Source organism: Mycobacterium malmoense (assembly GCF_019645855.1).
In the GTDB taxonomy this organism is placed as follows: Bacteria; Actinomycetota; Actinomycetes; order Mycobacteriales; family Mycobacteriaceae; genus Mycobacterium; species Mycobacterium malmoense.
The window spans coordinates 1,626,634-1,652,834 of record NZ_CP080999.1 but is presented as its reverse complement, the minus strand read 5'-3'; the positions used below and the strand labels follow the sequence as shown (position 1 = coordinate 1,652,834).

15 protein-coding genes and 5 pseudogenes are annotated in these 26,201 nt (G+C 64.3%); 12 read left to right on the top strand and 8 right to left on the bottom strand.

Features of this window, described 5'->3' with window-relative positions:
* Positions 1-10: 10 nt before the first annotated feature.
* The 3 genes from K3U93_RS07775 to K3U93_RS07765 all read right to left on the bottom strand — a co-directional run bounded on the left by K3U93_RS07775 (position 11) and on the right by K3U93_RS07765 (position 2,593).
* Positions 11-646 carry a vitamin K epoxide reductase family protein gene (locus K3U93_RS07775; protein WP_083012518.1) on the bottom strand — a complete coding sequence of 212 codons (636 nt, stop codon included), beginning with the start codon at positions 644-646 and terminating at the stop codon, positions 11-13.
* Entirely contained in the window at positions 643-1,407 is a 765-nt protein-coding gene (locus K3U93_RS07770; RefSeq protein ID WP_071513237.1) for a DsbA family protein, read from the bottom strand. The genes K3U93_RS07775 and K3U93_RS07770 overlap by 4 nt, the downstream gene beginning before the upstream one ends.
* A gap of 79 nt (positions 1,408-1,486) precedes the next feature.
* A complete protein-coding gene (locus tag K3U93_RS07765; protein WP_083012516.1) occupies positions 1,487-2,593 on the bottom strand; it encodes an alpha/beta hydrolase in 1,107 nt (368 codons plus the stop codon).
* Between the two features lie 188 nt (positions 2,594-2,781).
* Between K3U93_RS07765 and K3U93_RS07760 the strand changes: the two are divergent.
* Together K3U93_RS07760 and K3U93_RS07755 are read left to right on the top strand one after the other, a co-directional pair.
* A pseudogene (locus K3U93_RS07760) lies at positions 2,782-2,960 on the top strand (aldo/keto reductase); the annotation flags it as partial.
* A 6-nt stretch (positions 2,961-2,966) separates the two neighbouring features.
* Positions 2,967-3,812, top strand: coding sequence for an aldo/keto reductase (locus K3U93_RS07755; protein WP_139797199.1), 846 nt, complete (start codon positions 2,967-2,969; stop codon positions 3,810-3,812).
* Here the strand turns inward: K3U93_RS07755 and K3U93_RS25465 are convergent.
* Both K3U93_RS25465 and K3U93_RS25460 read right to left on the bottom strand, forming a co-directional pair.
* Positions 3,797-3,892 carry a hypothetical protein gene (locus tag K3U93_RS25465; protein WP_479494926.1) on the bottom strand — a complete coding sequence of 32 codons (96 nt, stop codon included), beginning with the start codon at positions 3,890-3,892 and terminating at the stop codon, positions 3,797-3,799. The two genes, K3U93_RS07755 and K3U93_RS25465, sit on opposite strands and share 16 nt — an antisense overlap.
* Positions 3,893-4,014: 122 nt before the next feature.
* Positions 4,015-4,461: pseudogene (locus K3U93_RS25460) on the bottom strand (radical SAM protein); the annotation flags it as partial.
* Between the two features lie 1,917 nt (positions 4,462-6,378).
* On the opposite strand from K3U93_RS25460, the pseudogene K3U93_RS25640 reads away from it, so the two are divergent.
* The 10 genes and pseudogenes from K3U93_RS25640 to K3U93_RS07700 all read left to right on the top strand — a co-directional run.
* Positions 6,379-6,912, top strand: a pseudogene (locus K3U93_RS25640) (PE family protein); the annotation flags it as partial.
* An 88-nt stretch (positions 6,913-7,000) separates the two neighbouring features.
* The gene (locus tag K3U93_RS07740) at positions 7,001-8,266 is read left to right on the top strand and encodes a hypothetical protein (RefSeq protein WP_139797244.1); all 1,266 of its coding nucleotides are present in this window, start codon (positions 7,001-7,003) and stop codon (positions 8,264-8,266) included.
* Between the two features lie 628 nt (positions 8,267-8,894).
* Positions 8,895-10,178, top strand: coding sequence for a hypothetical protein (locus K3U93_RS25360; RefSeq protein ID WP_071511571.1), 1,284 nt, complete (start codon positions 8,895-8,897; stop codon positions 10,176-10,178).
* Between the two features lie 72 nt (positions 10,179-10,250).
* Positions 10,251-11,516, top strand: a complete 1,266-nt coding sequence (locus K3U93_RS07730) for a hypothetical protein (RefSeq protein ID WP_083013030.1) — start codon at positions 10,251-10,253, stop codon at positions 11,514-11,516.
* A gap of 1,092 nt (positions 11,517-12,608) precedes the next feature.
* A pseudogene (locus K3U93_RS25635) lies at positions 12,609-13,298 on the top strand (PGRS repeat-containing protein); the annotation flags it as partial.
* 75 nt (positions 13,299-13,373) lie between these two features.
* Complete coding sequence (locus K3U93_RS07720; protein ID WP_220688596.1) at positions 13,374-14,663, top strand: hypothetical protein; 1,290 nt, start codon at positions 13,374-13,376, stop codon at positions 14,661-14,663.
* A 1,285-nt stretch (positions 14,664-15,948) separates the two neighbouring features.
* Positions 15,949-16,599, top strand: a pseudogene (locus tag K3U93_RS25630) (PE family protein); the annotation flags it as partial.
* 73 nt (positions 16,600-16,672) lie between these two features.
* Complete coding sequence (locus tag K3U93_RS07710; protein WP_083010530.1) at positions 16,673-17,971, top strand: hypothetical protein; 1,299 nt, start codon at positions 16,673-16,675, stop codon at positions 17,969-17,971.
* 392 nt (positions 17,972-18,363) lie between these two features.
* Positions 18,364-19,680 carry a PGRS repeat-containing protein gene (locus K3U93_RS07705; RefSeq protein ID WP_176219959.1) on the top strand — a complete coding sequence of 439 codons (1,317 nt, stop codon included), beginning with the start codon at positions 18,364-18,366 and terminating at the stop codon, positions 19,678-19,680.
* A 71-nt stretch (positions 19,681-19,751) separates the two neighbouring features.
* Positions 19,752-20,993, top strand: coding sequence for a hypothetical protein (locus K3U93_RS07700; RefSeq protein ID WP_083010531.1), 1,242 nt, complete (start codon positions 19,752-19,754; stop codon positions 20,991-20,993).
* A gap of 374 nt (positions 20,994-21,367) precedes the next feature.
* Here the strand turns inward: K3U93_RS07700 and K3U93_RS07695 are convergent, their stop codons facing one another.
* Genes K3U93_RS07695 through K3U93_RS07685 form a run of 3 tightly spaced genes read right to left on the bottom strand, consistent with a single transcriptional unit; the run spans position 21,368 to position 25,976 of the window.
* Entirely contained in the window at positions 21,368-22,078 is a 711-nt protein-coding gene (locus K3U93_RS07695; RefSeq protein ID WP_083010532.1) for an HNH endonuclease family protein, read from the bottom strand.
* Positions 22,075-24,315, bottom strand: a complete 2,241-nt coding sequence (recG, locus tag K3U93_RS07690; protein WP_083010533.1) for an ATP-dependent DNA helicase RecG — start codon at positions 24,313-24,315, stop codon at positions 22,075-22,077. The genes K3U93_RS07695 and recG overlap by 4 nt, the downstream gene beginning before the upstream one ends.
* A 2-nt stretch (positions 24,316-24,317) precedes the next feature.
* The gene (locus K3U93_RS07685; RefSeq protein ID WP_176219964.1) at positions 24,318-25,976 is read right to left on the bottom strand and encodes a DAK2 domain-containing protein; all 1,659 of its coding nucleotides are present in this window, start codon (positions 25,974-25,976) and stop codon (positions 24,318-24,320) included.
* Positions 25,977-26,201 lie beyond the last annotated feature (225 nt).

The window sequence follows — 26,201 nt, the reverse complement described above, 5'->3', positions numbered from 1 at the left end:
CCGCGGACGCTCACAAAAGCGTCGACCAATAGCTCCAGAACCGCACCACGATCAGCAGGAACACCGCCGTGAACCACAGCGCGGCGATCGACCACCGCCACTGGTACAGCGCCCAGGCCGCACCGGATCGGCGTCGTTGCAGCGCCGGACGAAACGCGATCGACGCGGCCACCACCAGCAGCGGGATGGTGACCGCCCAGACCACCATGCAGTACGGACACAACGCCCCGATGCGATACAGGCTCTGAAAGATCAGCCAGTGCACGAACACCGCGCCGATCAGGGCCCCCACCGTCAGTCCGGCCCAATACCATTGGGGCAACGGCACTTTCGCCACCGCCAGCACACCGGTGACGACCACCACGGCGAAGCCCACCAGGCCCAGCAGCGGGTTGGGGAAGCCCAGAATCGACGCCTGCGGCGTGACCATCACCGAGCCGCACGACAGGATCGGATTGATGTTGCAGGACGGCACGTACGACGGGTTGAGCAGAATGTCGATCTTCTCCACCGTCAGCGTCACCGAGGCAACCAGGCCGATCACCCCGGCGATCAGCACCCACCAGGCGCTGGGCGCGGGCACGCCCGCCGGGGCACGCGAATCCGGTGTCGGGTCGGCGGATTGCGCCGCCACCGCACCGGTCACGTGGCCGCGGGAGCGACGGCGGTGTCGAGGCCCGGCACGTCGCCCACGATCTGTTTGATCTTGGCGACCAGCGCGTCAGGCGTCGACGGCTCGTAATCGTCGCCGTTGATCTTGACGGTCGGGGTCGCGGTGATGTGCGCGGCGGCGGCCTCGCCGGTGACCTTGGAAAGGTATTTGCCGCTGTTGATGCAGTCGGGGACCTTGCCCACGACGCCGGCCTCGCGGGCGAGTTCGATCAGCCTCGCGTTGTCGGGGAAGCTGGTGCCGCGCTCGCTGGGCTGGATGTTGGTGCTGAATAGCGCGGCATGGAAACGGCGAAACGCATCGAGGGATTCGTCGGCGACGCATAGGGCCGCCGCACCCGCCCGCGACGAATAGTTCTGGCTCTTTGCGCTGTCGAGAATCGACACCATGGAGTAATCGGCCGCAATGGCGCCGATGTCGATGAGCTTGGACACCGTCGGCCCGAAGGTGCGCTCGAAATTACCGCAGGCCGGGCACAGAAAATCCTCGTAGAACGACACCACGGCCTTGGGGTTGCTGGTCCCCGGCTGGGTGACCAGCTTGCTCGACGTCACCCGCACCGTATCGCCCGCGCCGGTGGCGCCGCCCTTCTTGTGATGCGACGTCACGATGTAGAAGACGAGCGCGACCGCGAAGATCACGATGAGGGCGGTTCCGCCGATCTGGACGAGTCGGCCGGATTTGCCGGTGGCCGACTTTACATCGAATCGCGGGGGACGTTTGGGTTTGTCGGCCACGGGTCGCTTATCCTTCGGTGCTGGCTTGTCCGGCGGTCGGACAAATGCCTCTAGATTACCGGCGCCAACCGCCCAACAATCAGACCCGGCTCAGGTGCGCGCGCAGGGCCGAAATTAGCTCACCGGTCGCGGCGGCGCTGTCGCCCCCCAGCTGGAACAGATTGACGAAGCCATGGGTCAGCGAACCCAGGTAACGCAGGTCTACCGCGGTCCCGGCGGCCCGCAGCGCCGCCGCGTAGCTCTCCCCCTCGTCGCGCAACGGGTCGAAGCCCGCCACCGCGATCAGCGCAGGCGCCAGCCCGGACAGCGACTCGGCCAACAGCGGCGACACCCGCGGATCGGCGCTGTCGAGGCCCGAACGCCTCAGGTATTGCGACTCGAACCAGTCGATGTCCCGCTTGGTCAGCAGGAAGCCGCGGGAGAACAGGCTCAGTGACCGGGTCCGGGCCGTGAAGTCGGTCCGCGGGTAGATCAGCCACTGCAGCACGGGCGCCGGGCCGCCTGTGTCTTGGGCCTCGTCCCGCGCCAGTTGGCACACGACGGCCGCCAGGTTGCCGCCCGCACTGTCCCCGCCCACCGCGACACGCCCGGGGACCGCGCCGAGTTGGTCGGCGTGCTCGTGGGCCCACTTGAACGCCGCATAGGCGTCCTCGACCGCGGCCGGGGCCGGATGCTCGGGAGCCAGCCGGTAGTCGATCGACAACACGTGGACGCCCGCGTCACGGCAGGTCAACCGGCACAGCGTGTCATGGGTGTCCAGGTCGCCGATCGCCCAGCCGCCGCCGTGGTAGAAGACCAGCAGGGGCGCGGGCGCACCATCGGCCGGGCGGTAGTGCCGCGCCGCGATCTCACCGGCCGGCCCGGGCAGCGACAGGTCGTCGGTCTCGACGTGAATCTGCGGGCCGGGCAAGCCCACCGTCGTCTCACGCATCTGGGCGCGCGAGGCCTCCGGGTCGTCGTCCACGACCAGGCCGTCGATGCCGACGGCGCGCAGGCCCGACAGCATCAGCTGCAGCGTGGGATCGAGCGTGTTGCCGTCGATGATGACCGAACGACCACGGACCAGCGCCCGCCTGACGGCGGTCGGGATCCACGGAATGACGTTGACGCCAACGGTGGTAACCGCGCCCTGCACGCGGCTGGTCAGGCTCATCGAGTCCCGCGTGCCTGGCAGACTTCGTGTCATGGGCAGCCCCCTCGATAAACCCTCGATAAACCCTCGATAAACGCAGTCACACTCAATGACGGCGATCCCGTCGTCGGCTCCGGAGTCGCCTAGGGAGTCTTCCAGGCCCGAGCAGGCCGTCGGTGCCGCGCCACCAACTTTACGTGGTGACCAAATTGCGGCACGCCGACCAGGCTCACCCGGCGGTATGGCACATCCAGCTCGGTAATATCGTGATCCCCGAGTCGGTGAACCCCACAGGATTGCGAGCAACTTCGACGTGTTCGATTTCGAACCCAGTGACGATGGAATGGCGTCGATCTCCTCGCTCGATGATGGAACACGGCTTGGTCCGAATCCGCGAACATTCAATTTCACAGGTAGGTGAGCCACGTTGACTGGCGAGTCGGGCGCCGACGTACCCTCAATAGCTCTGAACGACGAAAACACCATGCCGGTGCTCGGCCTGGGGGTCGCCGAATTATCGGACGACGAGACCGAACGGGCGGTGTCGGCCGCGCTGGAGGTCGGCTGCCGGCTCATCGACACCGCCGCGGTCTACGGCAACGAAGCCGCCGTCGGCCGCGCGATCGCGGCTTCGGGGATTCCCCGCGCGGAGCTGTTCGTCACCACCAAGCTGGCCACCGCCGACCAGGGTTTCAGCAAGGCCCCGGCGGCCTGCAACGCCAGCCTGGAGCGACTGGGCCTGGACTACGTCGACCTCTACCTGATTCACTGGCCGGCACCGTCGCTGGGCAAGTACGTCGACGCCTTCGGCGGGATGATCCAGTCCCGCGGAGAAGGGCATGCCCGCTCGATCGGCGTCTCGAACTTCACCGAAGAACACCTGTCGATGGTCATCGACCTCACCTTCGTCACCCCGGCGGTCAACCAGATTGAGCTGCACCCGCTGCTCAACCAGGCCGAGCTGCGCAAGGCGAACGCGCAGCACAACGTCGTGACGCAGTCCTACACCCCGCTGGTCCTCGGCAAGCTGCTGGACAACCTGACCGTGGCCTCGGTCGCCGGCGAATACGGCAAGACGCCCGCACAGGTGCTGCTGCGGTGGAACGTGCAACTGGGTAATGCGGTCGTCTTCCGGTCGACCAAGCCCGACCGCATCGCCAGCAACCTGGACATCTTCGACTTCGAATTGGCCGCCGAGCACATGGACGCGATCAACGGCCTCAACGACGGCACCCGGCTGCGCCCGGACCCGAACACCTACGACGGCGCGTGATAACAACGCAGGGTGCGCAGGTGTATTTCTCGGCCGCCGGCGATGCGGACTTCGACGTCGGGGAAAGCAAATCGGAACACCGCCGAGATGTGTAGGCCGCGCTGCGGGGTCGGCTCCCAATGCCCGCCCAGGGGTGTCTTGGAACGGGATGAGGAAGTTCACCGGCACTGAGTTCGGTTGGAGCCATGGCGACATCGACGATGTCTTCGTTGGATTCGCCCATTGCAAAGATGGCGCCTGAGCACGTCGACAGGCCAGCGCCCTTGGCGTCGGTGACGGTGGCGGCCCGGTCGTCGAAGGTATGGGTCGAGCAGATCCGCGCGTAGTTGTCGGCGCTGGCGTTGAGGTTGTGGTTGTAGACGTCGGCGCCGATCTCGTGGAGCTGGTCGGCTTGCCCGCGTTTGAGCAGCCCGAGGGATACGCACGCCTCCACGGCCGGAGCGGAATCTTTGATCGTGTCGGCAACGCGTTTAATATCGCGGTCGCTCGGTCCGCGTCCGGCGGCAACCGGACATACGCGTTTGGCCCCAACATCGATCGCGCACTGCGCGTGGCGGGCAGCCTCATCGGTGTCGATCCAGGAGTACTTGAGGATCTCGGCGGTCGAGCCGAGCCGTTGCGAGCAGTAATTGCAATCCTCCGGGCACATACCGGATTTCATGTTCACCAAATAATTGAGCTTGACCCGCCGCCCGAAGAACTCACGGCGCACCCGTCCAGCCGCGGCGATCACGTGCCAGTGGTGAATGGTCGACCGGCTTGCCGCCGAGGAGCGCGAGGCCTGGGGGTCGGTGTCTCGGTGTTGGCCAGGTGAAGGTGGGGTGGGTGCTGGGTCAATCGGGTTTGTGGTGATGGCGGTGGTGCTGGTCAACGCGGTGCTGGTGATGCTTTCGCTCGTTTGTTCGGTGGTGACGTGTGGGCGAACTGGACATACCTGAGAATTACTTAGGTTCGCAGGCCTTTCGATCGGGCCTAGGCAGTCGCGTGCAGAACGTGCGGCTCAGCAATCCTCATGAACGTGACAACTCCTGGTAGCCAGGCCATACACCCGTATCGCAGCAAACCCTCTCCACCATGAGGGTAGTTCAATTTGAAAGTACCCATCGGTAGCGGCAGACCCGCATCCACCCCCCTTACTCAACATAACTATCACCGCAACACAAAGACCGGTGGCCCGGGCATACAGGACACCCATTATTTTTGCTGAAATATACTTTTGCTTTTTGCTGGGATCGCCGATATCGACAAATACCTCACCAGCAAGTCACGGTAGTAATGGTCAGCTTCACGGAATTCCTCGGGGTTGGGCGGGGTTGTTGCTCAGGTCATTCTGGCAGATGCGATCTGCAGCGCAGGGCCGCGGCGTCGTGATGTGCGTCGGTCGGGCACTGCCACCACCCCACGACTCACAAATCAACCACACCGACTGATCATCAGCTTTAGCTCCTCGCCGGATTCCTTTCCCGCAGCTCCGATGCGAGCCGAACCGGCACAGCAACCACACCGACATCCATCCGCGTTAACGGTGATGTCGTTTTACCAGTCCCCCAATCCCACATGCCGCGCCCTATTCCCGCGGCGTGACTATTCGTGATGATTGAGGCCTATCCGGCCGGGGTGTAAAGGGTCAGCCTCGGGTCATAATTTCGCTCTTACTGTGGCCGGGTTTTGCTGCCAACACCTCTCGTGGGGGCTTATTTCCTGGTGTGTTGGCGCGATTTTGTCAACGTAATTCTCAGCTATGTTTTTGATCCATCGTCACCGTTGTCGGTCCAGGGAAGGCTCGCAAATGAAACGCAAACACCACCGCATGCGGCGAAACCACCGCACCGCCAAGGCACGCCGTCACGGTCGCGTGATCGGCATGAGCACCGCCGCCGGCGCATTTCTGACCGCCGCAATCACCCCGATGGCCGCCGCACCCCCAGCCCGCGCCGGGGTGCTCGACATGATCATCGACCCCCTCCTCCAGCCGGTAATCACCGCCGCCAGCACGGCCGCCCAACAAGGCATCAACGCCGGCACTACGGCTTTGGAGGGTGTTACCGCGGGCACCACGGCCGCGCTCGATGGCCTGAGCGCGGGTGCGAGTGCGGCTGCTTTCGACGGCATTCATACCGCCGCGCTCGAGGGCATTACTCATAGCATTAATGCCAGCGTCGCCGCTTTTAATGCCGGCGCGTTGGGCACCACTCTCGAGGGTGTGCATGCCAGTGCTGCGGCCGCCCTCAACATCGACGGGCTTAGTGCCGCCGCCGTCGAAAACCCTCGTGTCGTGCTGAATGACCTCATCTACGGCGCGTTCGAGACGTTCTATACCGGGATTCACGGGGCTGGTGAGTCGTGGATTGCCAGCCCAACCGGCCAATCCGTGGACGGGGTAATCAATGCGCCGTTCGTCGATTTATTCGGACGTGACCTGATCGGCAATGGCGTCACCAATGCCGGCCCCAACACCTCGTTAATCGGCAGTCTCGGGCTCAACGGCAGCCTCCACGATGGCGGGTTCCTATTCGGTGATGGCGGATCGGGTGCGGCCGGCACCGCCACTCACCCCGTTGGCTATGCCGGTGGTTCGGCCGGGTTGATCGGTAATGGCGGTGTTGGCGGCGCCGGCCTTGTCAACAACCCCGGTGGTGTTGTTGCCGGCACTGGCGCTAACGGTGGCGCCGGTGGCGCCGGTGGCTTCCTGATGGGCAACGGCGGCGCGGGCGGGGCTGGCGGCTCCACCATCGCTGCCGGCACTTACTCCGGCAAGGGTGGTGCTGGTGGTGCGGGTGGCCTGCTGTTCGGCAACGGCGGCAACGGTGGTGCCGCCGGCGGCGCTACCGGTACCGACGCAAACGGCGGTACGGGCGGGGGCGGAGGCAACAGCGCCGCGCTTGTCGGTAACGGCGGCGCTGGCGGGGCCGGCGGCTCTGCCCCCGGCGGTTGGGGCTATGCGGGTGGTTCCGGCGGTTTCGGCGGGATGCTAGCCGGCAACGGTGGCAATGGCGGCAACGGCAGCCTCAGCTTTTACGTCTGGAGTGGCAACGTCGCCGGGGTCGGCGGACTCGCCGGGATCCTCGGCCAAAGCGGTGTCAACGGCAGCCCTGGGACCAACCCGACCTAGAGAGCGTGATGGCGCCTACTGAGAAGGCGTCGAGTCTACGAACATCCAGACCACAGACAGCAAAGGATTACAACAAATGCAACAGCGAACAGCTTTCCGGCCTCTGGTCACCGCGGGTGCCGCGGCGGTAAGTGCCAGCATGATCGCCTTAACCCCGGTGGTGTCCAACGACGTGGCTGCAGATATCCAGCACGGCGTGGTGAACGTCGAGCACCGCGCGGTAGCGCTGGCCGATACCGTCATAAACCCCATCCAAAGTTGGATGGACCTCATTCAAACGACGCAGACCAATCTGCAGACGGTAACGCAGGACTTTCTTAGTCTTCCGTTCCCGGCGGCGCAGCAGCTAGCTGCGAACTGGCTTCAGTTCGGCGATCTCTACGTGTCGACCATGCAGACCGGCGCGACCGATGCCGTCAGTTACTTCACTGGATCCGGTGCTAGTGATTTTCTACCTCTGCTTTACTCGGGATCTCAGGATCTGGTTGCGGGCAACGTTGCAGGTTGGATAAGCAATCTAATCAATGCTTTATATCAGCAACCCCTTTTTCAAATTGGGTACCCACTGGAAGCTACGTTGGATATCCCTAAAACTATGTCAACGAACTTCGGATATGCGGTCAACGCGCTATTGGGCGGCGGCGTAACGGATCTTGGTGTTTACCTTGTTTTGGGGCCAGGTCAAATCGGGCACGCATTCGGATCCAGTTTGCAAGCGGCCGTTAATTCAGCCAATAGCGGAGATCTAGCTGGAGCATTCATTAACTTGCTCAATGTTCTACCCGTGACGTTGGACGCAATCATCAATGGAACCGGATCACCGCCTGAGTTTGGCCTTATCAATACGCCATATGCTGGCCTATACGTCGAGCTTTCAGATATTTCATATAACCTTGCGCAAGCTATCGTCGCCCCCAATAGTCAAAACATCGTGAACGGTGGCAGCCTCCCGGTAGCAACCCAGGAATTTCTGACCCAGCTGACTACGGGTTGGCCGTCTCTACAAGTTGCCTTCAATCAACTGTTGAACACGGTGGGTCAGTTGCTCGGCGGCGGCGGTGCCGCCGCTACTGCCGGCTTCGTGAATGCTGATAGCGCTATGGCTGGCCTGGCGGCTGGCCTGCCCGGATTGTCAACCGATCTGTTGAAGGGTTTTGACCCGGCGGCGGTGACCAACATTGCAGGTTGGCTCGGTACGTCAATGGCGACCGATATCGCCGCTGCTCTGCCAGCCGATATTGCTGGTGTGCTGCCGGGCGATGTCCCTGCCATGGCGGGTCGTCTGGGTGCTGATCTTGCGTCGGTGCTGCCGGGGATGATCTTGAGCGTTTTGCATTTCTGAGTTCTGCTGCTTTGAGTCCGGCGGCGGTCACCGATGCTGCGAGCCGGTGACCCGCTAACGGCGATCGGCCCCCTTTTCTCAAGAAGGGGGCCGATCGTTTAATTGGTGGGCTTGTCGACACGCCTCTACCCTGTAGACAGTGGGTTTGTTTTAATCGGGTCAGCAGCTGCATCGCGTGTGGGGGATCGATTCGGTGAACGATCTTGGGTGGCGTTTAGGCGCCGTTTTTCGGTGTGGCCATCATCGTTGTTCGATCGTGGTATCCAGCACGGTGGACTGTTTCCGCGGAGGGGCCTTTTAACTGTCTACGCAGGACGGGCTGGTTGTCTTTAACCGTGAAGACGTCGTCAGGATGGTTTGTTCAACGAATGGACCAAGGCGGTGCTGAAACGCTGGCTGCAGATCACGATGGTCCATTGTCGCGGTGATGAATCTGGGGGACCTGGTCGGGTAATCCTGTAACGGGGTAACCGTCAGATAATAATTTCGCTCTCATTGCGGCCGGGTTTTGCTGCTAATACCTATCGTGAGGGTTTATTGCCTGGTGTGTTGGCGTGATTTTGTCAACGTAATTCTCAGCTATGTTTTTGATCCATCGTCACCATTGCTGGGACAGGAAGGCTCGCAAATGAAACGCAAACACCACCGCATGCGGCGAAACCACCGCACCGCCAAGGCACGCCGTCACGGTCGCGTGATCGGCGTGAGCACCGCCGCCGGCGCATTTCTGACCGCCGCAATCACCCCCCTCGCCCCCCTCGCCGCCGCACCTGCGGCCCGTGCCGGGGTGCTCGACATGATCATCGACCCCCTCCTCCAGCCCGTGATCACCGCTGCCAGCCAAGCCGCCCTTGAGGGCATTAATGCAGGCACCACGGCTCTGGAGGGTGTTACCGCGGGCACCGCCGCGGCACTCGACGGCATCAACGCGGGCACGCTTGCCCTCGACAGCCTCAGCGCCGCCACCACCGCCTTCGACGGCGTTCATACAGCCACCCTCGAAGGCATTACTAACAGCATCAATGCCAGCGCCGCTGCCGTCGACCTCGGCGGTCTTAGTGCTGCTGTCTCGGCTGCGGAGTCTCCTCAAGCTGCGCTGAACCAGCTCGTGTACGGAGCGTTCGACAACCTCTATACCGCGATTTACACAGGCGGCCAAGACTGGATAGCCAGCCCAACCGGCCAATCCGTGGACGGGGTGATCAATGTGCCGTTCGTCGACCTGTTCGGACGCGACCTGATCGGCAACGGCGTCGACAACTTCACCGGCCCCAACGCCTCGTTAATCGGCCAGTTTGGACTCAACGGCAGCCTCCACGACGGCGGGTTCTTGTTCGGCAACGGCGGAAACGGTGCCGCCGGCCTCGCCGGTGGCTCCGCCGGCTTGATCGGCAACGGCGGCATCGGTGGCACCGGCCTGTCCGCTACCACTGCCGGCGGCGCTGGTGGCACTGGCGGCTGGCTGATGGGTAACGGCGGAGCCGGCGGTGCCGGTTTTGCCGCCGCTACCACCGCCGGCGGTAACGGCGGTAACGGCGGTAACGGCGGTCTCCTGTTCGGCAACGGCGGCGACGGCGGCGTCGGCGGCGCTGCCGGCGTGTCCGCGACTCGCGGTTTCAATGGCGGGGCTGGCGGTGCCGGCGGCAACGGAGGCTGGCTGGTCGGTAACGGCGGCGACGGGGGCCTTGGCAATAACGGTACAGCCGTTGCGAGAGTCGGTGGTAACGGTGGCGCCGGTGGCGCCGGTGGCTTCAGTGGGCTGCTGGCCGGCGTCGGTGGCAGTGGCGGTAACGGCGGTAATGGCGCCGCCGGCAGCCTGGTAGTTGGTACCGGCGGCCGCGGTGGCTACGGCGGACTTGGCGGCATCCTCGGCCAGAACGGTACGGCCGGTACGCGCGGTGCAGCGGGCTAATACCCCCTTGGGCGGAATCGCTTCTAAACGCCTACGAATACCCAGATCACAGACAGCAAAGGAACAAAGCGCATGCAACAGTTAGCAGCCTTCCGGCCCCTCGTCTCCGCGGGCGCCGCGGCAGTAGGTGCCAGCTTGATCGCCCTGACGCCGGCCGTGTCCAACGACGTCGCAGCCGACCTGCAACAAAGCGTCGTCAGCATCCAGCACCGCGCGGTCGAGCTCACCACCGATGAGTACGCCGTCAACCCGCTCCAAACCTGGCTCGACGTCTTCACTGACTCGGCCGCTAACCTGCAGACGATTTATAACACCTGGTCCCAGATTCCCGCGGTCCTCGCCCAACAGGTTGGCGCGAACTGGATCCAATACGCCGACACCTACGTCGGCGGTTACCAAGCCGCCGCCAACGGCACACTCACCTATTTCACCGGTACTAACCCCCTATCAGCCGATTTTTGGCCTTTGGTAACCACGGCGCTCACCAATGCACAGTCGGGCGATATTTATGACGCAGTTGGAAATCTGCTCTACGCCTTCTATCAGGGTCCGATATTAGGGATTTTTGAACCAATGGAGAATATCTTAACTATTCCTGTAGATATTTCGAAGAACATCGGGAATGCAACGCCAGTCCTGCTGGGCACGCCCCCAATCCTCCAGTCCCTTATCGTCGGGCTCGGCGAGTTCGCGCTCCAATTCGGTCAAGGAATCGAAGACGCGCTGGGCGAGAGCCTTCAGGTCGCCTACAACGCGTATGCTGCCGGAGACCTGTTAGGTGCGGCGCTTAATCTGCTCAATACGCCCGGAGTGGTCGCGGACGCCGCCCTCAATGCCTCCGCTGGCGGCACTGCGGGCCTTCTCTCTCCCGGGGGCAGCGAGCACATAGCCGGTTTGCTCTCGCTACTGGTGAACACCGTTCCGAAGCTACTCGCCGAGGCGATCCCGGCTCCCGGAGCACAAAACATCACCGCCGGCGGCAGCCTCCTGACCGCGTGGCAAGGATTCCTGAATCAATTTCTGACTGGTTGGCCCTCACCGAACGAGATCGTCGATAACATCCTTAATGTCTTCCGGACTTATGCTGGCTTGCCTGGTTTGGCTAGCGCGGCCAATGTCGGCAGCGTGGCCGACGTCGCCACCACGGCATCCGCCGCCGCCTCCTTGTCGGCGAATTTCGCGAGTGTGACTGATCTCAGTAGCGTGGCGGCCTTGTCGGTCCTGCCGGCCGATATTGCTGGTGTGCTGCCGGGCGATGTCGCCAACATTGCGGGTCACCTGGGTGCTGATCTTGCATCGGTGCTGCCGGGAATGATCCTGAGCATTTTGCATTTCTGAGTCTCACTGCTCTAAGTCCGGCGGCGGTCACCGATGCTGCGAGCCGGTGACCTGCTAACGGCGATCGGCCCCCTTTTCTTCAGAAGGGGGCCGATCGTTTATTGGTCGGCTTGCCGACACGCCTCTACCCAGGCGTAGGGGCGAATCGGTGAGCCAGTAGACGCCGCCGACACGGCGCTGCGTGAACCAAACATTTCCATCGCCAGCATGCGCACTAAAAGTCCGAAGTCGGGACTTGATTATGAATCTGGGGGATCTGGCTCGGGCGCGGGTCGGGTAATTCCCGTAACGGGGTCGGCATCAGATAATAATTTCGCTCTCACTGCGGCCGGGTTTTGCTGCCAATACCTCTCGTAGGGGTTTATTTCTTATTGTGTTGCCGTGATTTTGTCAACGTAATTCTCAGCTATGTTTTTGATCCATCGTCACCGTTGTCGGTCAAGGGAAGGCTCGCAAATGAAACGCAAACACCACCGCATGCGGCGAAACCACCGCACCGCCAAGGCACGCCGTCACGGTCGCGTGATCGGCGTGGGCACCGCCGCCGGCGCATTTCTGACCGCCGCAATCACCCCGATGGCCGCCGCACCTGCTGCCCGCGCGGGTGTGCTCGACATGATCATCGACCCCCTCCTCCAGCCGGTAATCTCCGCTGCCAGCCAAGCCGCCCTTGAGGGCATTAATGCAGGCACCACGGCTCTGGAGGGTATTACCGCGGGCACCACGGCCGCGCTCGATGGCCTGAGCGCGGGTGCGAGTGCGGCTGCGTTCGACGGCATTCATACCGCCGCGCTCGAGGGCATTACTCATAGCATTAATGCCAGTGTTGCCGCCTTCAACGCCGGCGCACTAAACAGTGCCTTCGAGGGTGTGCATGCCAGCGCTGCTGCCGCCCTCAACGTCGACGGTCTTAGCGCTGCTGTCTCGGCCGCGGAGTCTCCTCAAGCTGCGCTGAATAACCTCGTGTATGGGGCGTTCGACAGTTTCTATACCGCGATTTACACAGGCGGCCAGGACTGGATCGCCAGCCCGCTCGGACAGCAAGTGGATGGGGTAATCAATGCGCCGTTCATCGACTTGTTCGGACGCGACCTGATCGGCAACGGCGTCGACAACTTCACCGGTCCCAACACCTCGTTGTTAGGCAGTCTCGGGCTCAACGGCACCCTCCACGATGGCGGGTTCCTATTCGGCGATGGCGGAGCCGGTGCGGCCGGTACCGCCACCCACACTGCTGGTGGAGTCGGCGGTGCCGCCGGGCTGATCGGCAACGGCGGGGCCGGTGGTGCCGGATTCAGCCCTGCCAGCGGTGCTGGCGGTAACGGCGGTGCCGGCGGTTTCGGTGGGTTGCTGATGGGTAACGGTGGCGCCGGCGGTGCGGGCGGTGTCAACGCTGGCTACAGCTTCGGCCGCGGTGGTGCCGGGGGTAATGCCGGCATCCTGTTCGGTAACGGCGGTGCTGGCGGCGCCGGCGGAGTCAGCAACCCCAACGGCGGTTACGGCGGCCGCGGTGGTGCTGGCGGTAACGGTGCCTGGCTGGTCGGTAACGGGGGCAACGGTGGTTCTGCCCCCAACAACATCTACGGTTCCGGAGATTACAACGCTGGTAATCCCGGTGGTGCCGGCGGTTTCAGCGGGTTACTGGCCGGCAACGGTGGCGCTGGCGGCAACGGCGGCAACGCCACCCCCGGCTACGGCTACAGCGGCGGTGCCGGTGGTGTCGGCGGACTCGCCGGATTCCTCGGCCGAGTTGGTGCGGCCGGCATACCTGGAACCAGCGGCTAATACCCCCTCGGGCGCAATGGCCTCTGCACGCTCACGAATACCCAGACCACTGACAGCAAAGGAACAACTCGCATGCAACAGCTCACAGCCCTTCGGCCTCTCGTCTCCGCGGGTGCCGCGGCAGTCGGTGCCAGCCTGATCGCCCTGACACCGGCGGTCTCCAACGATGCCGCAGCCGATCTCCAACACAGCGGGGTCACTATTGAGCAGCGCGCGGTCGAACTCGCGAGCACGGATTACGCCGTCAACCCGCTGCAAACCTGGCTTGATGTCTTCACGAACGCGGCCGCCAACCTACAGACCATTGGCGCCGACTGGGCCCAGATTCCCGCAGTGCTCGCCCAACAAGTGGCCGCGAACTTGATCCAGTACGCGAACCTCTACATCGGCTCGTACCAATCCGCCGCAAATGGCGCTCTTCAGTTCTACACCTCAACCGTCACTCTTCACGACATCCCGATCTATTTTTGGCCGCTTGTGACCAGCGGACTCGCTGACTTCCAGTCGGGTCAGATCTCAAGTGGGGTTGAGCAAGTGGGCAACGCGTTGCTTCAAGGCCCCATCCAAGAGGTTCTCCAGCCAATGGAAAACACTCTGCAGATCCCTATATATTTTACGCAGAATATCGCGAACGCTACGGATGCTCTCCTTAACACCAACAATGGCGGCGTCATCGAGTCGGTCGGTGCGTACGCGCTCTTCGGGTTCAGCGGCGCTCTTGAACATTCGCTCGGTGATAGCCTGCAAGCCGCTTACGATGCGTTCGGTGCTGGGGATCCGGTAGATGGGGTGCTCAATCTACTCAATACCCCGGGTGCGGTAGCCAACGGTGTGATCAACGGGACCCCTAATGCTCAGGGTCTCCTTTCACCGGAGAACGGTGTGTTGCAGAGTGGTTTGCTCTCGATATTCGCGAACCTGGCCCCCCAAAATTTAGCGAAGGCGATCGTTGTTCCCGGTGGGGCCAATATTACGAACGGCGACAGCCTGGCCACGGCGTGGGGATCATTCTTGAACATGGCGGCCGGTGGTTGGCCGTCTCCGAACGAGATCGTCAATAACATCCTTAATGTCTTCCGGACCTACGCCGGCTTGCCTGGTTTGGCTGCTGGCTTGCCTGGTTTGGCTAGCGCGGCCAATGTCGGCAGCGTGGCCGACTTCGCCACCGCGGCATCGGCCGCCGCCTCTTTGTCGGCGAATTTCGCGAGTGTGACTGATCTCAGTAGCGTGGCGGCCTTGTCGGTCCTGCCGGCCGATATTGCTGGTGTGCTGCCGGGCGATGTCGCCAACATTGCGGGTCATCTGGGTGCTGATCTTGCGTCGGTGCTGCCGGGAATGATCCTGAACGTTTTGCATTTCTGAGCCTTACTGCTCTAAGTCCGGCGGCGGTCACCGATGCTGCGAGCCGGTGACCTGCTAACGGCGATCGGCCCCCTTTTCTTCAGAAGGGGGCCGATCGTTTATTGGTTGGCTTGCGGATTCGCCTCTACCCTTGAGACAGCACATGGGTTTCAAGCGTGTCAGCAGCTGCATCGCGTGCGGGGGACCGATTCGGTGGACGATCTTGGGTGGTTTTTAGGCACCGTTTTTTGGTGTGGCCGTCATCGTTGTTCGGTCGTGGTCTCCCGCACGGTGGACTGTTTCCGCGGAGGGGCCTTTTAACTGTCTACGCAGGATGGCCTGGTTGTCTTTAACGGTGAAGACGTCGTCGGGGTGGTTTGTTCAACGAATGGACCAAGGCGGTGCTGAAACACTGATTGCGAATCGCGATGGCGCATTATCGCGGTGATGAATCTGAGGATCCGGTCGGGCAATTCCCGTAACAGGGTTAACGTCAGATAATAATTTCGCTCTTACTGTGGCCGGGTTTTGCTGCCAATACCTATCCTGGGGGCTTATTTCCTGGTGTGTTGCCACGATTTTGTCAACGTAATTCTCAGCTATGTTTTTGATCCATCGTCACCGTTGTCGGTCCAGGGAAGGCTCGCAAATGAAACGCACACAGCACCGCATGCGGCGAAACCACCGCACCGCCAAGGCACGCCGTCACGATCGTGTGATCGGCGTGGGCACCGCCGCCGGCGCATTCCTGAGCGCCGCGATGACCCCGATGGCCGCCGCACCTGCTGCCCGCGCCGGGGTGCTCGACATGATCATCGACCCCATCATCCAGCCCGTGATCACCGCCGCCAGCACGGCCGCCCAAGAAGGCATCAACGCCGGCACGCTTGCCCTTGACAGCGTGAGCACCGGTGCGAGTGCTGGTGCGGCGGCTTTCGACGGCATTCATTCGGCCGCGCTCGAGGGCATTACTAATAGCATTAATGCCAGTGTTGCCGCCTTTAATGCCGGCGCACTAAACAGTGCCCTTGAGGGTATGCATGCCAGCGCTGCAGCCGTCGATCTTGGTGGTTTTAGTGCTGCTGTCTCTGCTGCAGAGTCTCCTCGAGCCGCGCTTAATGACCTCATCTACGGCGCGTTCGACAGTTTCTATAACGGGATTCACGGGGCTGGTGAGGCATGGATTGCCAGCCCCACCGGCCAGCAAGTGGACGAAGTGATCAACGGGCCGTTCGTCGCCCTGTTCGGGCGCGACCTGATCGGCAACGGCGTCAACGGCTTCACCGGCGCCAACACCTCGCCGATCGGCGGCATCGGCGCTAATGGCAGCCTCGCCGACGGCGGGTTCCTGTTCGGCGACGGCGGGACTGGGGCGGCCGGCACCGCCGCTCACCACACCGGTTTCGCCGGCGGGGCCGCCGGGCTGATCGGCAACGGCGGCGCAGGCGGAGCCGGCTTCAGCAATGCCAGCGGCGTAGGCGGCACCGGTGGTATCGGTGGTGTCGGCGGCATCTTGATGGGCAATGGGGGTGCCGGTGGTGTCGGTGGCTTCGGTTACACCAGCAGTTCAGCCGGTAACGGTGTCGGTGGCGCTGGCGGTGCCGCCGGCATCCTGTTCGGCAACGGCGGTGCCGGCGGTAACGGCGGCAATGCCGGCCCTGGCGGTTGGTACACCGGTAAGGGCGGTGCCGGCGGTAACGCGGCCTGGCTGGTCGGTAATGGCGGGGCTGGCGGCACCGCCCCCAACGCCCCTAGCGGCGGCGGTGCTTACGGGGGCGGCGGTGCCGGTGGTGCCGGCGGTTTCAGCGGGTTACTGGCCGGCAATGGCGGTGTTGGCGGCAACGGCGGTAACGCCACCCCCGGCTACGGCTACGCCGGCGGCAAGGGGGGACTCGGCGGTCTCGCCGGGATCCTCGGCCAAAACGGTGCGGCCGGCACAAATGGGACCCACGGCTAATACCCCTGTGAACGTCGTGGGCCTCTGCACGCCCACGACTACCTAGACCACACACAGCAAAGGAACAACACCCATGCACCAGCGAACAGCCCTCCGACCCCTCATCACCGCGGGCGCCGCGGCACTAGGCGCCAGCCTGATCGCCCTCACCCCCGCAGTCTCCAACGACGCAGCCTCCGACCTCCAGCGCAGTGTCACCGCCGCTCAGCACCGCGCGGTCGAGCTGCTGAGCAGCGACCCCGGGGTCGTCAACCCCATCCAAACCTGGATCGACGTCTTCCAACAAGCGGGCGCCAACCTGCAAACGATTGGAAGCAACATGAGCCACGGGGGCACGATTTTCTTCCCGCTGGCCCAGCAGCTGGCCGCGAACTGGATCACCTACGCGAGCATCTACGTCGGCCAGACGGGGCCGGGCGCGGTTGGTGGCACGTTCGCGAACGCGTACAAGGGTGCCGTCGAAGGTGCCTACAACTTCTTCACTAATGCGAATGGAGCAGGCAACGGTTATTCAGTTTTCGACAACCTCACCTATGCGATCACTGCCATTCAGCAAGGTAACTTCATCGACGCCTTCGACCCCGAGGGCCTTTACGGGTTCTGGTACGGGCCGGCTTCGAACATATTCCAACCGATGGAAACCATCCCGACCATCCTCGCCTACATGTCGACCAACTTCGCGGCCCTTGGCAACCTCGCATTTAACGAGCCGAGTGAGCTCAGTGACTCGATATTGTCAATGCTCGGTGCCTTTTTTGCCGTAGGTGTGAGTAGCAGCATCTTCGCTGCCCTTGGCGCCGGTTTTCAGAATGCTTACGACGGGTTCGCCGCTGGTGACCTGCCGGCGGGGGTGAGCAATTTGCTCAATATCCCGGGGCTACTCGCGGGGGCAATCCTCAATGGATACGGTAACGGCGGGATCGGCAACACCGGTATCCTCAGTCCCACCAGCCTCCTGACAAAACCTGGCCTGTTGAACACGTTGGCGGTCTGGATTCCCCAGACACTCGCCTCGGACATTGTTGTTCACAATCAGGTGACAGGCACGGTGCTCACGCCCAATATTTTGGAAGGTGGCAGTCTGGCTAATGCGTTCTCGCAATTGGCGAGCCAGGTGACCACCGGTTGGCCGACCCCGAATATGTGGGTCGATGGTTTACTGAATGTGTTCCAGAGCTACCTTGAGTTCTTCGGCGGCGGGGGTGGCCTGGGTGGCGCGGCCTCGGCTGCGGCGGCCGATGTCGCGGGGATTGCCCCGTCGGTGGCGACTGAGATTAGCGGCATAGCCCCGTCGATCGCGACGAACATCGCCGGGACGCTGGCACCCGAGCTCGGGAGACTGGCGGTCAACGTGCTCACCTCGTTGTTCTGAGTCCTGCTGCTTCTGAGTCCGGCGGCGGTCGCCGATGCTGCGAGCCGGTGACCTGCTAACGGCGATCGGCCCCCTTTTCTCAAAGAAGGGGGCCGATCGTTTATTGGTTGGCGTGTTGACACGCTTTTACCCTTTGAGACAGCACAGTCCAGCCCGGTACACCCCGACCGAATCCGCTTCGATTATCGTTCCGTGATTATCGGGGCCTTTTGGGACTGGGGTGTGATGGGGTCGGCGTCGGTCATTAATTTCGCTCTCATTGCGGCCGGGTTTTGCTGCCAATACCTCTCGTGAGGGCTTATTTCCTGGTGTGTTGCCACGATTTTGTCAATGTAATTCTCAGCTATGTTTTTGATCCATCGTCACCGTTGTCGGTCAAGGAAGGCTCGCAAATGAAACGCAAACACCACCGCATGCGGCGAAACCACCGCACCGCCAAGGCACGCCGTCACGGTCGCGTGATCGGCATGAGCACCGCCGCCGGCGCATTCCTGAGCGCCGCAATCACCCCCCTCGCCACCGCACCTGCGGCCCGTGCCGGCGTGCTCGACATGATCATCGACCCCCTCCTCCAGCCGGTAATCTCCGCTGCCACCACAGCTGCCCAAGAGGGCATTAATGCAGGCACCACGGCCGCTGTGGACGGCCTGAGCGCGGGTGCGAGTGCGGCTGCTTTCGACGGCATTCACACCGTCGCGCTCGAAGGCATCACCAACAGCATTAACGCCAGCGTCGCCGCCTTCAACGCCGGCGCACTAAACAGTGCCTTCGAGGGTGTGCATGCCAGCGCTGCTGCCGCCCTCAACATCGACGGGCTTAGCGCCGCCGTCTCGGCCGCGGAGTCTCCTCAAGCTGCGCTCAACCAGCTCGTATACGGAGCGTTCGACAGTTTCTATACCGCGATTTACACAGGCGGCCAAGACTGGATAGCCAGCCCGCTCGGACAGCAAGTGGATGGGGTAATCAATGCGCCGTTCGTCGACCTGTTCGGACGCGACCTGATCGGCAACGGCGTTAACGGAGTCGTCCCCACCAACACCTCGTTGTTAGGCAGTCTCGGGCTCAACGGCACTCTCCACGATGGCGGGTTCCTATTCGGTGACGGCGGGACCGGTGTGGCCGGTACCGCCAGTAACCCCGCCGGTGGAGTCGGCGGTGCCGCCGGACTAATCGGCAACGGCGGTGCGGGCGGCGCTGGCGCCACCGTCACGAGCTTCAGCAGCGACGGCACCCTTACCGCTGGCGGTGCCGGTGGCTCCGGCGGCATCCTGATGGGCAACGGTGGTGTTGGGGGCGCCGGTGGTGTCGTCGGCGCTGGCGGCCAGGGCGGCACCGGCGGCGCTGGCGGTGCTGGCGGTTTGCTGTTCGGCAACGGTGGTGCTGGCGGCGCTGGCGGCGCCAGCAACGCCGCCGGTGGTTACGGCGGTGTCGGCGGTGCCGGCGGTAACGCCGCCTGGCTGGTCGGCAACGGCGGCCAGGGTGGTTCTGCCCCCAATAACATCTTCAACCCCATCTTTTACGGCAGGGGCAACTCGGGTGGTGCCGGCGGTTTGAGTGGGCTCCTGGCCGGTAACGGTGGTAATGGCGGCAATGGCGGTAACGCCACCCCCGGCTACGCCAAATTGAAGGGCGGTTTGGGTGGTCCCGCCGGCCTCGCTGGATTCCTCGGCCAAAACGGTGCGGCCGGCATACCTGGAGCCAACGGCTAAAACCCCTTGGGCGCAATGGCCTCCGCGCGCCCACGACTACCCAGACCACAGACAGCAAAGGAACAAAGCGCATGCAACAGCTCACAGCCCTTCGGCCCCTCGTTACCGCGGGCGCCGCGGCCATCGGCGCCAGCCTGATCGCCCTAACGCCGGCGGTCTCCAACGACGTCGCCGCAGACCTCCAACACAGCGCCGTCACCATCGAGCAGCGCGCCGTCCAACTCGCCAGCACCGACTACGCCGTGAACCCGCTTCAAACGTGGGTCGACCTTTTCCAGGCCGCGGGCACAAATCTGGAGGCGCTTTTCAACGCCTACAGCCCGCTGATCGCGGAACAGGTAGCCGCGAACTGGATCCAGTATGCGAGCCTGTACGTCGGCGGGTACCAAAGCGCCGCAAATGGTGCTCTCGATTACTTCACCTCAACGACCTACTCACTCGACTTTTGGCCAGGGGTGACGGCTGGACTCGCTGCGATAAATTCGGGCCAAATCACGACTGGGGTAAGCGATCTAACCGACGCGTTTTTTAATGGCCCAATCAACGACGTTTTTCAGCCGATGGAAAGTATTCTGCAAATCCCGGTGGATCTGACGCAGAATCTCGCGAACGTGACCAAAGCTGTCCTTGGCACCCCCCCGGACACCAACAGCACCATCGTGGCGCTTGGTGAGTACGCGCTGAACGGTTTGGGTAACGGCTTTAGTGAATCGCTTGGTGATAGTCTGCAAACTGCCTACGATGCGTATGCTGCGGGTGATCTGCCGGATGCGGTGCTCAACCTGCTCAATACGCCAGGCGCGGTAGCCAATGCCTTCATCAACGGTATCAGCGGCCATGCTGGCCTCCTGCAGCCCAACGCGCTGAGCGCGTTATACGGCCCTGGTCTTCTGCCGATCTTCACCTACCTGACTCCCCATCTCGTCGCAGGATCGCTTCCGATCACCGGCGGGACTGACATCTTGGCCGGCGGCAGTCTGTCCGCGGCCTGGGCGACATTCTTGAACATGGCTACCTATGGTTGGCCGTCTCCGAACGAGATCGTCGATAACGTTCTCAATGTCTTCCGGACTTATGGCGGCCTGCCCGGTCTGGCGAGCGCGGCCAATGCCGCCAGCGCGGCATCGGCCGCCGCCTCTTTGTCGGCGAATTTCGCGAGTGTGACTGATCTCAGTAGCGTGGCGGCCTTGTCGGTCCTGCCGGCCGATATTGCTGGTGTGCTGCCGGGCGATGTCGCCAACATTGCGGGTCACCTGGGCGCTGATCTTGCATCGGTGCTGCCGGGAATGATCCTCAGCGTTTTGCATTTCTGAATCTCACTGCTCTAAGTCCGGCGGCGGTCACCGATGCTGCGAGCCGGTGACCCGCTAACGGCGATCGGCCCCCTTTTCTTCAGAAGGGGGCCGATCGTTTAATGATCCTGAGTCTCTTGCACTTCGAAATCCCACCACAACCCTGCCCGGCGTAGGTGAGAACCACACCAGCGCTGGGCGGGTTCAGACGGTCGTCGCAACGCTCTCGATGCGGGAGGTTGCGGGGTTCCTATGGACTTCCCCCGCGACCGTGGAGGCAGAGGGAGATGACGGCCCGTTTAGGCCCGTTTAGGCCGAAGTTGCAGGGTTGTTGTACGGCGGGGTTTCGTGGTTTTTGGTGTGGTGCAAGATCTCGGTGCCGCAGTCGTTGCACGTCAGCCGGTTGGGCAGGTGGCCGCGGCCCGGCGCAGTGCGCCCGCCGAGGCCTCGTCCACCGGCAACCGGTAGCCCCGCAGCACGGCGATGAACTGCATGGCGTACTGACAGGCGAACGCGGTGTTGGGCGGCATCCACTGGCCGGGCGGGGAATCGCCCTTGTCCTGATTGGCCTGCCCCTCGACTGCCAGCAGGTTGGCCGGGTCGTTGGCGAAACGCAGCCGCTCGGGACCCGGCCAGCCGTAGGCGCCCATGTCCCAGGCGTAGGCGAGCGGAACGATGTGGTCGATTTGAACGGCCTCACCGGTATGTGCGCCGCGCCGAAAGGCGACGGTGGTGTTGGTGTACGGATCGTGCAGGGTGCCGGTGGCCACCGCATTCGGGCAGCGCTTGACCGACACATAGGTCTTGTCGACGAGGTCCCGGTCGAGGATGTCGTCGCGGGTGTCACACCCGTTGTGCCCGAGCGGGGCGGCGTTGTCGTCGTCCCAGGCGTCGCCGAACGCCGGCCTGCGGTAGTCGTAGCGGTGGGCCCGTTGCGGCAGCACGGCGACGCCCGCCAGCACGTCGGTACCGGGCTGCACCGTGGGGACGTCGGCGCGGGCGGCGATTTCGGCGTGCTTGGCCGCCGACGATCCCAGCGTCTGATAGGCGACCAGCACCGCGAGCACCGCGACCGCCGACAACCACAGCAACAGCTTGCGATTCATGACTTGTCCAGGTATTCGATCCGGTCGGTGTCGGTGAATCGCGCTGCCAGCAAAGCCAATCCGGGGTCGGCGGGATCGCGGGCATAGGCCCGGACGCAGAAGTCGCGGGCGGCTTCGATGAACGTCCCGTGTTCGGCCAGCGACAGCAGCCGCAGGGTGATCGCCCTGCCAGACTGGTTGCGGCCCAACACGTCTCCTTCCCGGCGTTCTTTGAGGTCCAGGTCGGCCAGGGCGAAGCCGTCCATCGTCTCGGCGACGGCACGCAGCCGGCGGCCGGCCTGCGACCCGAGGGAAACCCAGCTGGCCAGCAGGCACAGGCTCGGATGTTCGCCGCGGCCGATGCGCCCGCGCAGCTGATGCAATTGGCTGATTCCGAACCGGTCGGCGTCCATGACGAGCATGACCGTGGCATTGGGGACGTCGACGCCCACCTCGATGACGGTGGTGCACACCAGGACGTCGATTTGACCCGCGCGGAAGGCGGCCATCGCGTCGTCCTTCTCGTCGGTGGGCAACCGCCCGTGCATGAGCCCCAGCCGCAGGTTTGCCAGCTCACCGGAATGCAGCCGCGCGAAAAGACCCTCGGCGGTTTCCGACGGCCTGGCGGGTCGCCCCCCTTCTTCCGACTCTTCCTTTTCCTTTTCCGGCTGGTCGGTCTCGTCGATTCGCGGCGCCACCACAAAAGCCTGGCGGCCGGCGGCGACCTCTTCGATGATGCGCCGCCAGGCGCGGTCGAGCCACGCGGGCTTGTCGTGCACGAAGATCACGTTGGTGGTGATCGGCTGTCGCCCGAGCGGGAGTTCGCGCAGCGTCGAGGTCTCCAGGTCGCCGTACACGGTCAGCGCGACGGTGCGCGGTATCGGCGTGGCCGTCATCACCAGCAGGTGCGGGGTGATGCCGGCGCGGGCCTTGGCGCGCAATTGATCTCGCTGCTCGACCCCGAAGCGGTGCTGCTCGTCGACCACCACCATGCCCAGGTTGTGGAATTCCACCGAGCCCTGCAGCAGAGCGTGGGTGCCGATGACGATGCCGACCTGGCCGCTGGCGATCTCGGCGCGGACCTGCTTTTTCTGCGCGGCCGTCATGGAGCCACTCAGCAGCGCCACCCGGGTGGAGTCCTCGGCCCCACCCAGCTGGCCCCCCATCGCCAACGGGCCGAGCACGGTGCTGATCGACAAAAGATGTTGTGCGGCAAGGACTTCAGTGGGCGCCAGAAGCGCGCACTGGTAGCCGGCGTCGACCATCTGCAGCATCGCCAGCACCGCGACGATCGTCTTGCCGGACCCCACCTCACCCTGCAGCAGGCGGTTCATCGGGCGATTCGCCGCGAGTCCGTCGGACAGCACGTCGAGCACCTCGCGTTGTCCCGCCGTCAGCTCGAATGGCAACCGCCGCAACAGTTCCGACGCGAGGCCGTCGTCCCGCAGCGGCGCCGGGGGCCCGGATTGCGAGAGCTCACCGTGGCGGCGCGCCACCAGCGCCCACTGCAGGCCGACGGCCTCGTCGAACGTCAATCGCTCACGCGCACGGCGGCGTTCGTGCTCGTCCTCGGCGAGGTGGATGGCGCGCAGCGCCTCGTCTTCGGGAATCAGGCCGAACCTGGCGCGCAGCTCAGCGGGCAGCGGATCTGTCACCGGATCGAGGACGTCGAGCACCTGGCGCACGCAGGCGTAGATGTCCCAGCTCTGCAGTTTCGCGCTGGCGGGATAGATCGGGAAAAAGCGACGTTCGAACTCCGACATCGATAATTCGCCGCTGACGGCCTGCGAGGCGTCGGCGATGTTGCGCAGCGAGGTGCTGCCGCGGTTCTTTCCGTCCGGCGAGTCGAGGATGAGAAAGTCGGGGTGCGTCAGCTGCATGACGCCGTTGAAGTAACCGACTTCCCCGGAGAGCATCACCCGCGCGTCCTTGACGAGCCCCCTCTTGATGAAGCGCGGGTTGAAGAACGTGGCGGTGATCTTGTGGCGGCCGGAGCCGACGGTGACGAGCAAGATCTTGTCTTTGGGCCGCTTCTTGATCGGCCGCTCCACCACATGGGTGATGGTGTCGACGATGGTGACGTGCTCACCCTTTTCCGGCCGCTCGGTGCCGGTACCCAGGCGGGTCGCGCCCTCGGTGTAGCTGCGCGGGTAGTGGCGCAGCAGGTCGTCGACGGTGCGGATGCCGAACACCTCGTCGAGGGAATCGGCGGCCTTGGCGCCCACGATGAAATCCAGCCGATCGGACAGCGACACCACGGCTACTCGACCCCGACCATCAGCACGTCACCGCGGTGGCCGGTGCGGTAGATCACCAGCTCGGTCCCCGGGTGGTTGTCGTGCACGTGCCGTTCCAGGATGTGGCCGACGGCGGTGGCGTCCATACCCGAGGCCTCCGTCTCGATGCCGGCCCCGATGAGCACCGTCACCAGGTCGCCGCCCGAGGCCAGCAACAGGTCGAGCAGGCCGATCGCCGCCCCCGCCACGTCGGGGGCCACGATCACCACCTCGTCGCCCGCGATTCCCAGGCCGTCACGCGGCTGACAGCGACCGGCCCAGGTCAACGCGCTCTCGGTCGCGATGCGCACCGACCCGTGCCGGGCCGCGCCGGCGGCGCGGGCCATGGTGTAGCCGTCGTCGACCGCCTGCCTGTCCGGTTCGTGCACGGCCAGCGCGGCCAGCCCCTGCACCATCGAGCCCGTCGGTATCGGCACCACGTCGATACCCCAGCCAATGGCCGCGGTGCAGCCGGCCACCAGCTCCTCGGCGGCCACGTAGCCGTTGGGCAGCACCATCACCTGCGCGGCGCCGGTGTCCACCACGGCCCGCACCAGCCGATGGGCGCTGATGGCGCCGACGTTCCCGGCCGGATCGCCCGCCTCCGGATCCGGCTGCAGCACGCAGGCGCCCTCGCCGGAGAACAACTCGGCGGCCCCGTCGCCGTCCACGACGGCCAGCACGGCCCGTTCCCGCGTCCAGCCGCCCGCCGGCAGCCCGGTGGCGCCGGAGCTCAGGGCCGAGACCACGATCCGGCTGAGTCGTCCCGCCGCCAATCCCGCCTCGACGGCGGCGCCGGCGTCATCGGTGTGCACGTGCACCGAATAGCTGCCGGACGGCGCGGCCGCGATGGCCACCGATTCGCCCAGCTCCCCGAGCCGATTCCGCAGCGCGTCCGCCGCCGCCGGATCGCCACCGTCCAGCCGGTACATCACCTCGAATTGCGGCGCCGGGCGTTCGGCGGGAACCGCGCGCGGCGACAGCTCGTACACCGTGCGGGCGGGCGCCTGCCCCGTGACGGTGGAACGCAGCGCGTCGAGCAGGACCAGCAGGCCTCGCCCGCCCGCGTCGACCGCGCCGGCCTCGGCGAGCACGTCGAGCTGCTCGGGGGTCTTCTCCAGCGCAACCACCGCGGCATCGCCGGCCGCGGTGATCGCGGCGGCCAGCCCTTCGCCGACGCACTCCTCGACGGCGTCGGCGGCGGCCCGCAACACCGAGACGATGGTGCCCGGCACCTCCTGGCCGCCCATCGACGCGATGACCAGTTCGACGCCGCGCCGCAACGCGGCCCCAAGGACGGCGGCGTTCATGTGGGGCAGTTCGCCGCCGGCGTCGGCGGCCGCGGTCGCGGTGACGTCGGCGATGCCGCGCAGGATCTGCGACAGGATCACCCCGGAATTGCCGCGGGCGCCGTTCAGCGCACCGGCCGACAGGGCCGCCGCGACCCGAGCGACGCACCCCGACCCGTCGGCGCCGGCTCCCGCGTTCGCCGCCGCCAGGGCGGAACGCATGGTGAACAGCATGTTGGCGCCCGTGTCGGAATCGGCGACCGGGAAGACGTTGAGCCGGTTGATCTCGTCGATGTGAGTGATCAGGTCGCCGACGGCGGCGTGCGCCCAGTCCCGCAGGGCCGACGCGTCCAGCGGACGATCCTGCGAACTATGGGAAGTGCCCAGTGCTACCCACCTCCTCCGCGCCTCGTTCCAGCCAGCCGCCGGTGGGCGCCAGCGTAGCCCGGCGGCCAGCCGTGACGCGGCGGCCGCCGGCCTGGGCGAACCGGCCCATTGAGCCTAACCAGCGGGGGCGACAGCGCGCCGTCGGTCGTTTTGGTGGTTGCCCACCACAATCGGTATCCTGGGCTGGCCCGG

Excerpts from the sequence above, each read along its gene's own strand:
- K3U93_RS07765 (WP_083012516.1), bottom strand. The coding sequence starts at position 2,593 with ATGACACGAAGTCTGCCAGGCACGCGGGACTCGATGAGCCTGACCAGC.
- K3U93_RS07740 (WP_139797244.1), top strand. The coding sequence starts at position 7,001 with ATGCAACAGCGAACAGCTTTCCGGCCTCTGGTCACCGCGGGTGCCGCG.
- K3U93_RS25360 (WP_071511571.1), top strand. The coding sequence starts at position 8,895 with ATGAAACGCAAACACCACCGCATGCGGCGAAACCACCGCACCGCCAAG.
- K3U93_RS07730 (WP_083013030.1), top strand. The coding sequence starts at position 10,251 with ATGCAACAGTTAGCAGCCTTCCGGCCCCTCGTCTCCGCGGGCGCCGCG.
- K3U93_RS07720 (WP_220688596.1), top strand. The coding sequence starts at position 13,374 with ATGCAACAGCTCACAGCCCTTCGGCCTCTCGTCTCCGCGGGTGCCGCG.
- K3U93_RS07710 (WP_083010530.1), top strand. The coding sequence starts at position 16,673 with ATGCACCAGCGAACAGCCCTCCGACCCCTCATCACCGCGGGCGCCGCG.
- K3U93_RS07705 (WP_176219959.1), top strand. The coding sequence starts at position 18,364 with ATGAAACGCAAACACCACCGCATGCGGCGAAACCACCGCACCGCCAAG.
- K3U93_RS07700 (WP_083010531.1), top strand. The coding sequence starts at position 19,752 with ATGCAACAGCTCACAGCCCTTCGGCCCCTCGTTACCGCGGGCGCCGCG.
- K3U93_RS07695 (WP_083010532.1), bottom strand. The coding sequence starts at position 22,078 with ATGAATCGCAAGCTGTTGCTGTGGTTGTCGGCGGTCGCGGTGCTCGCG.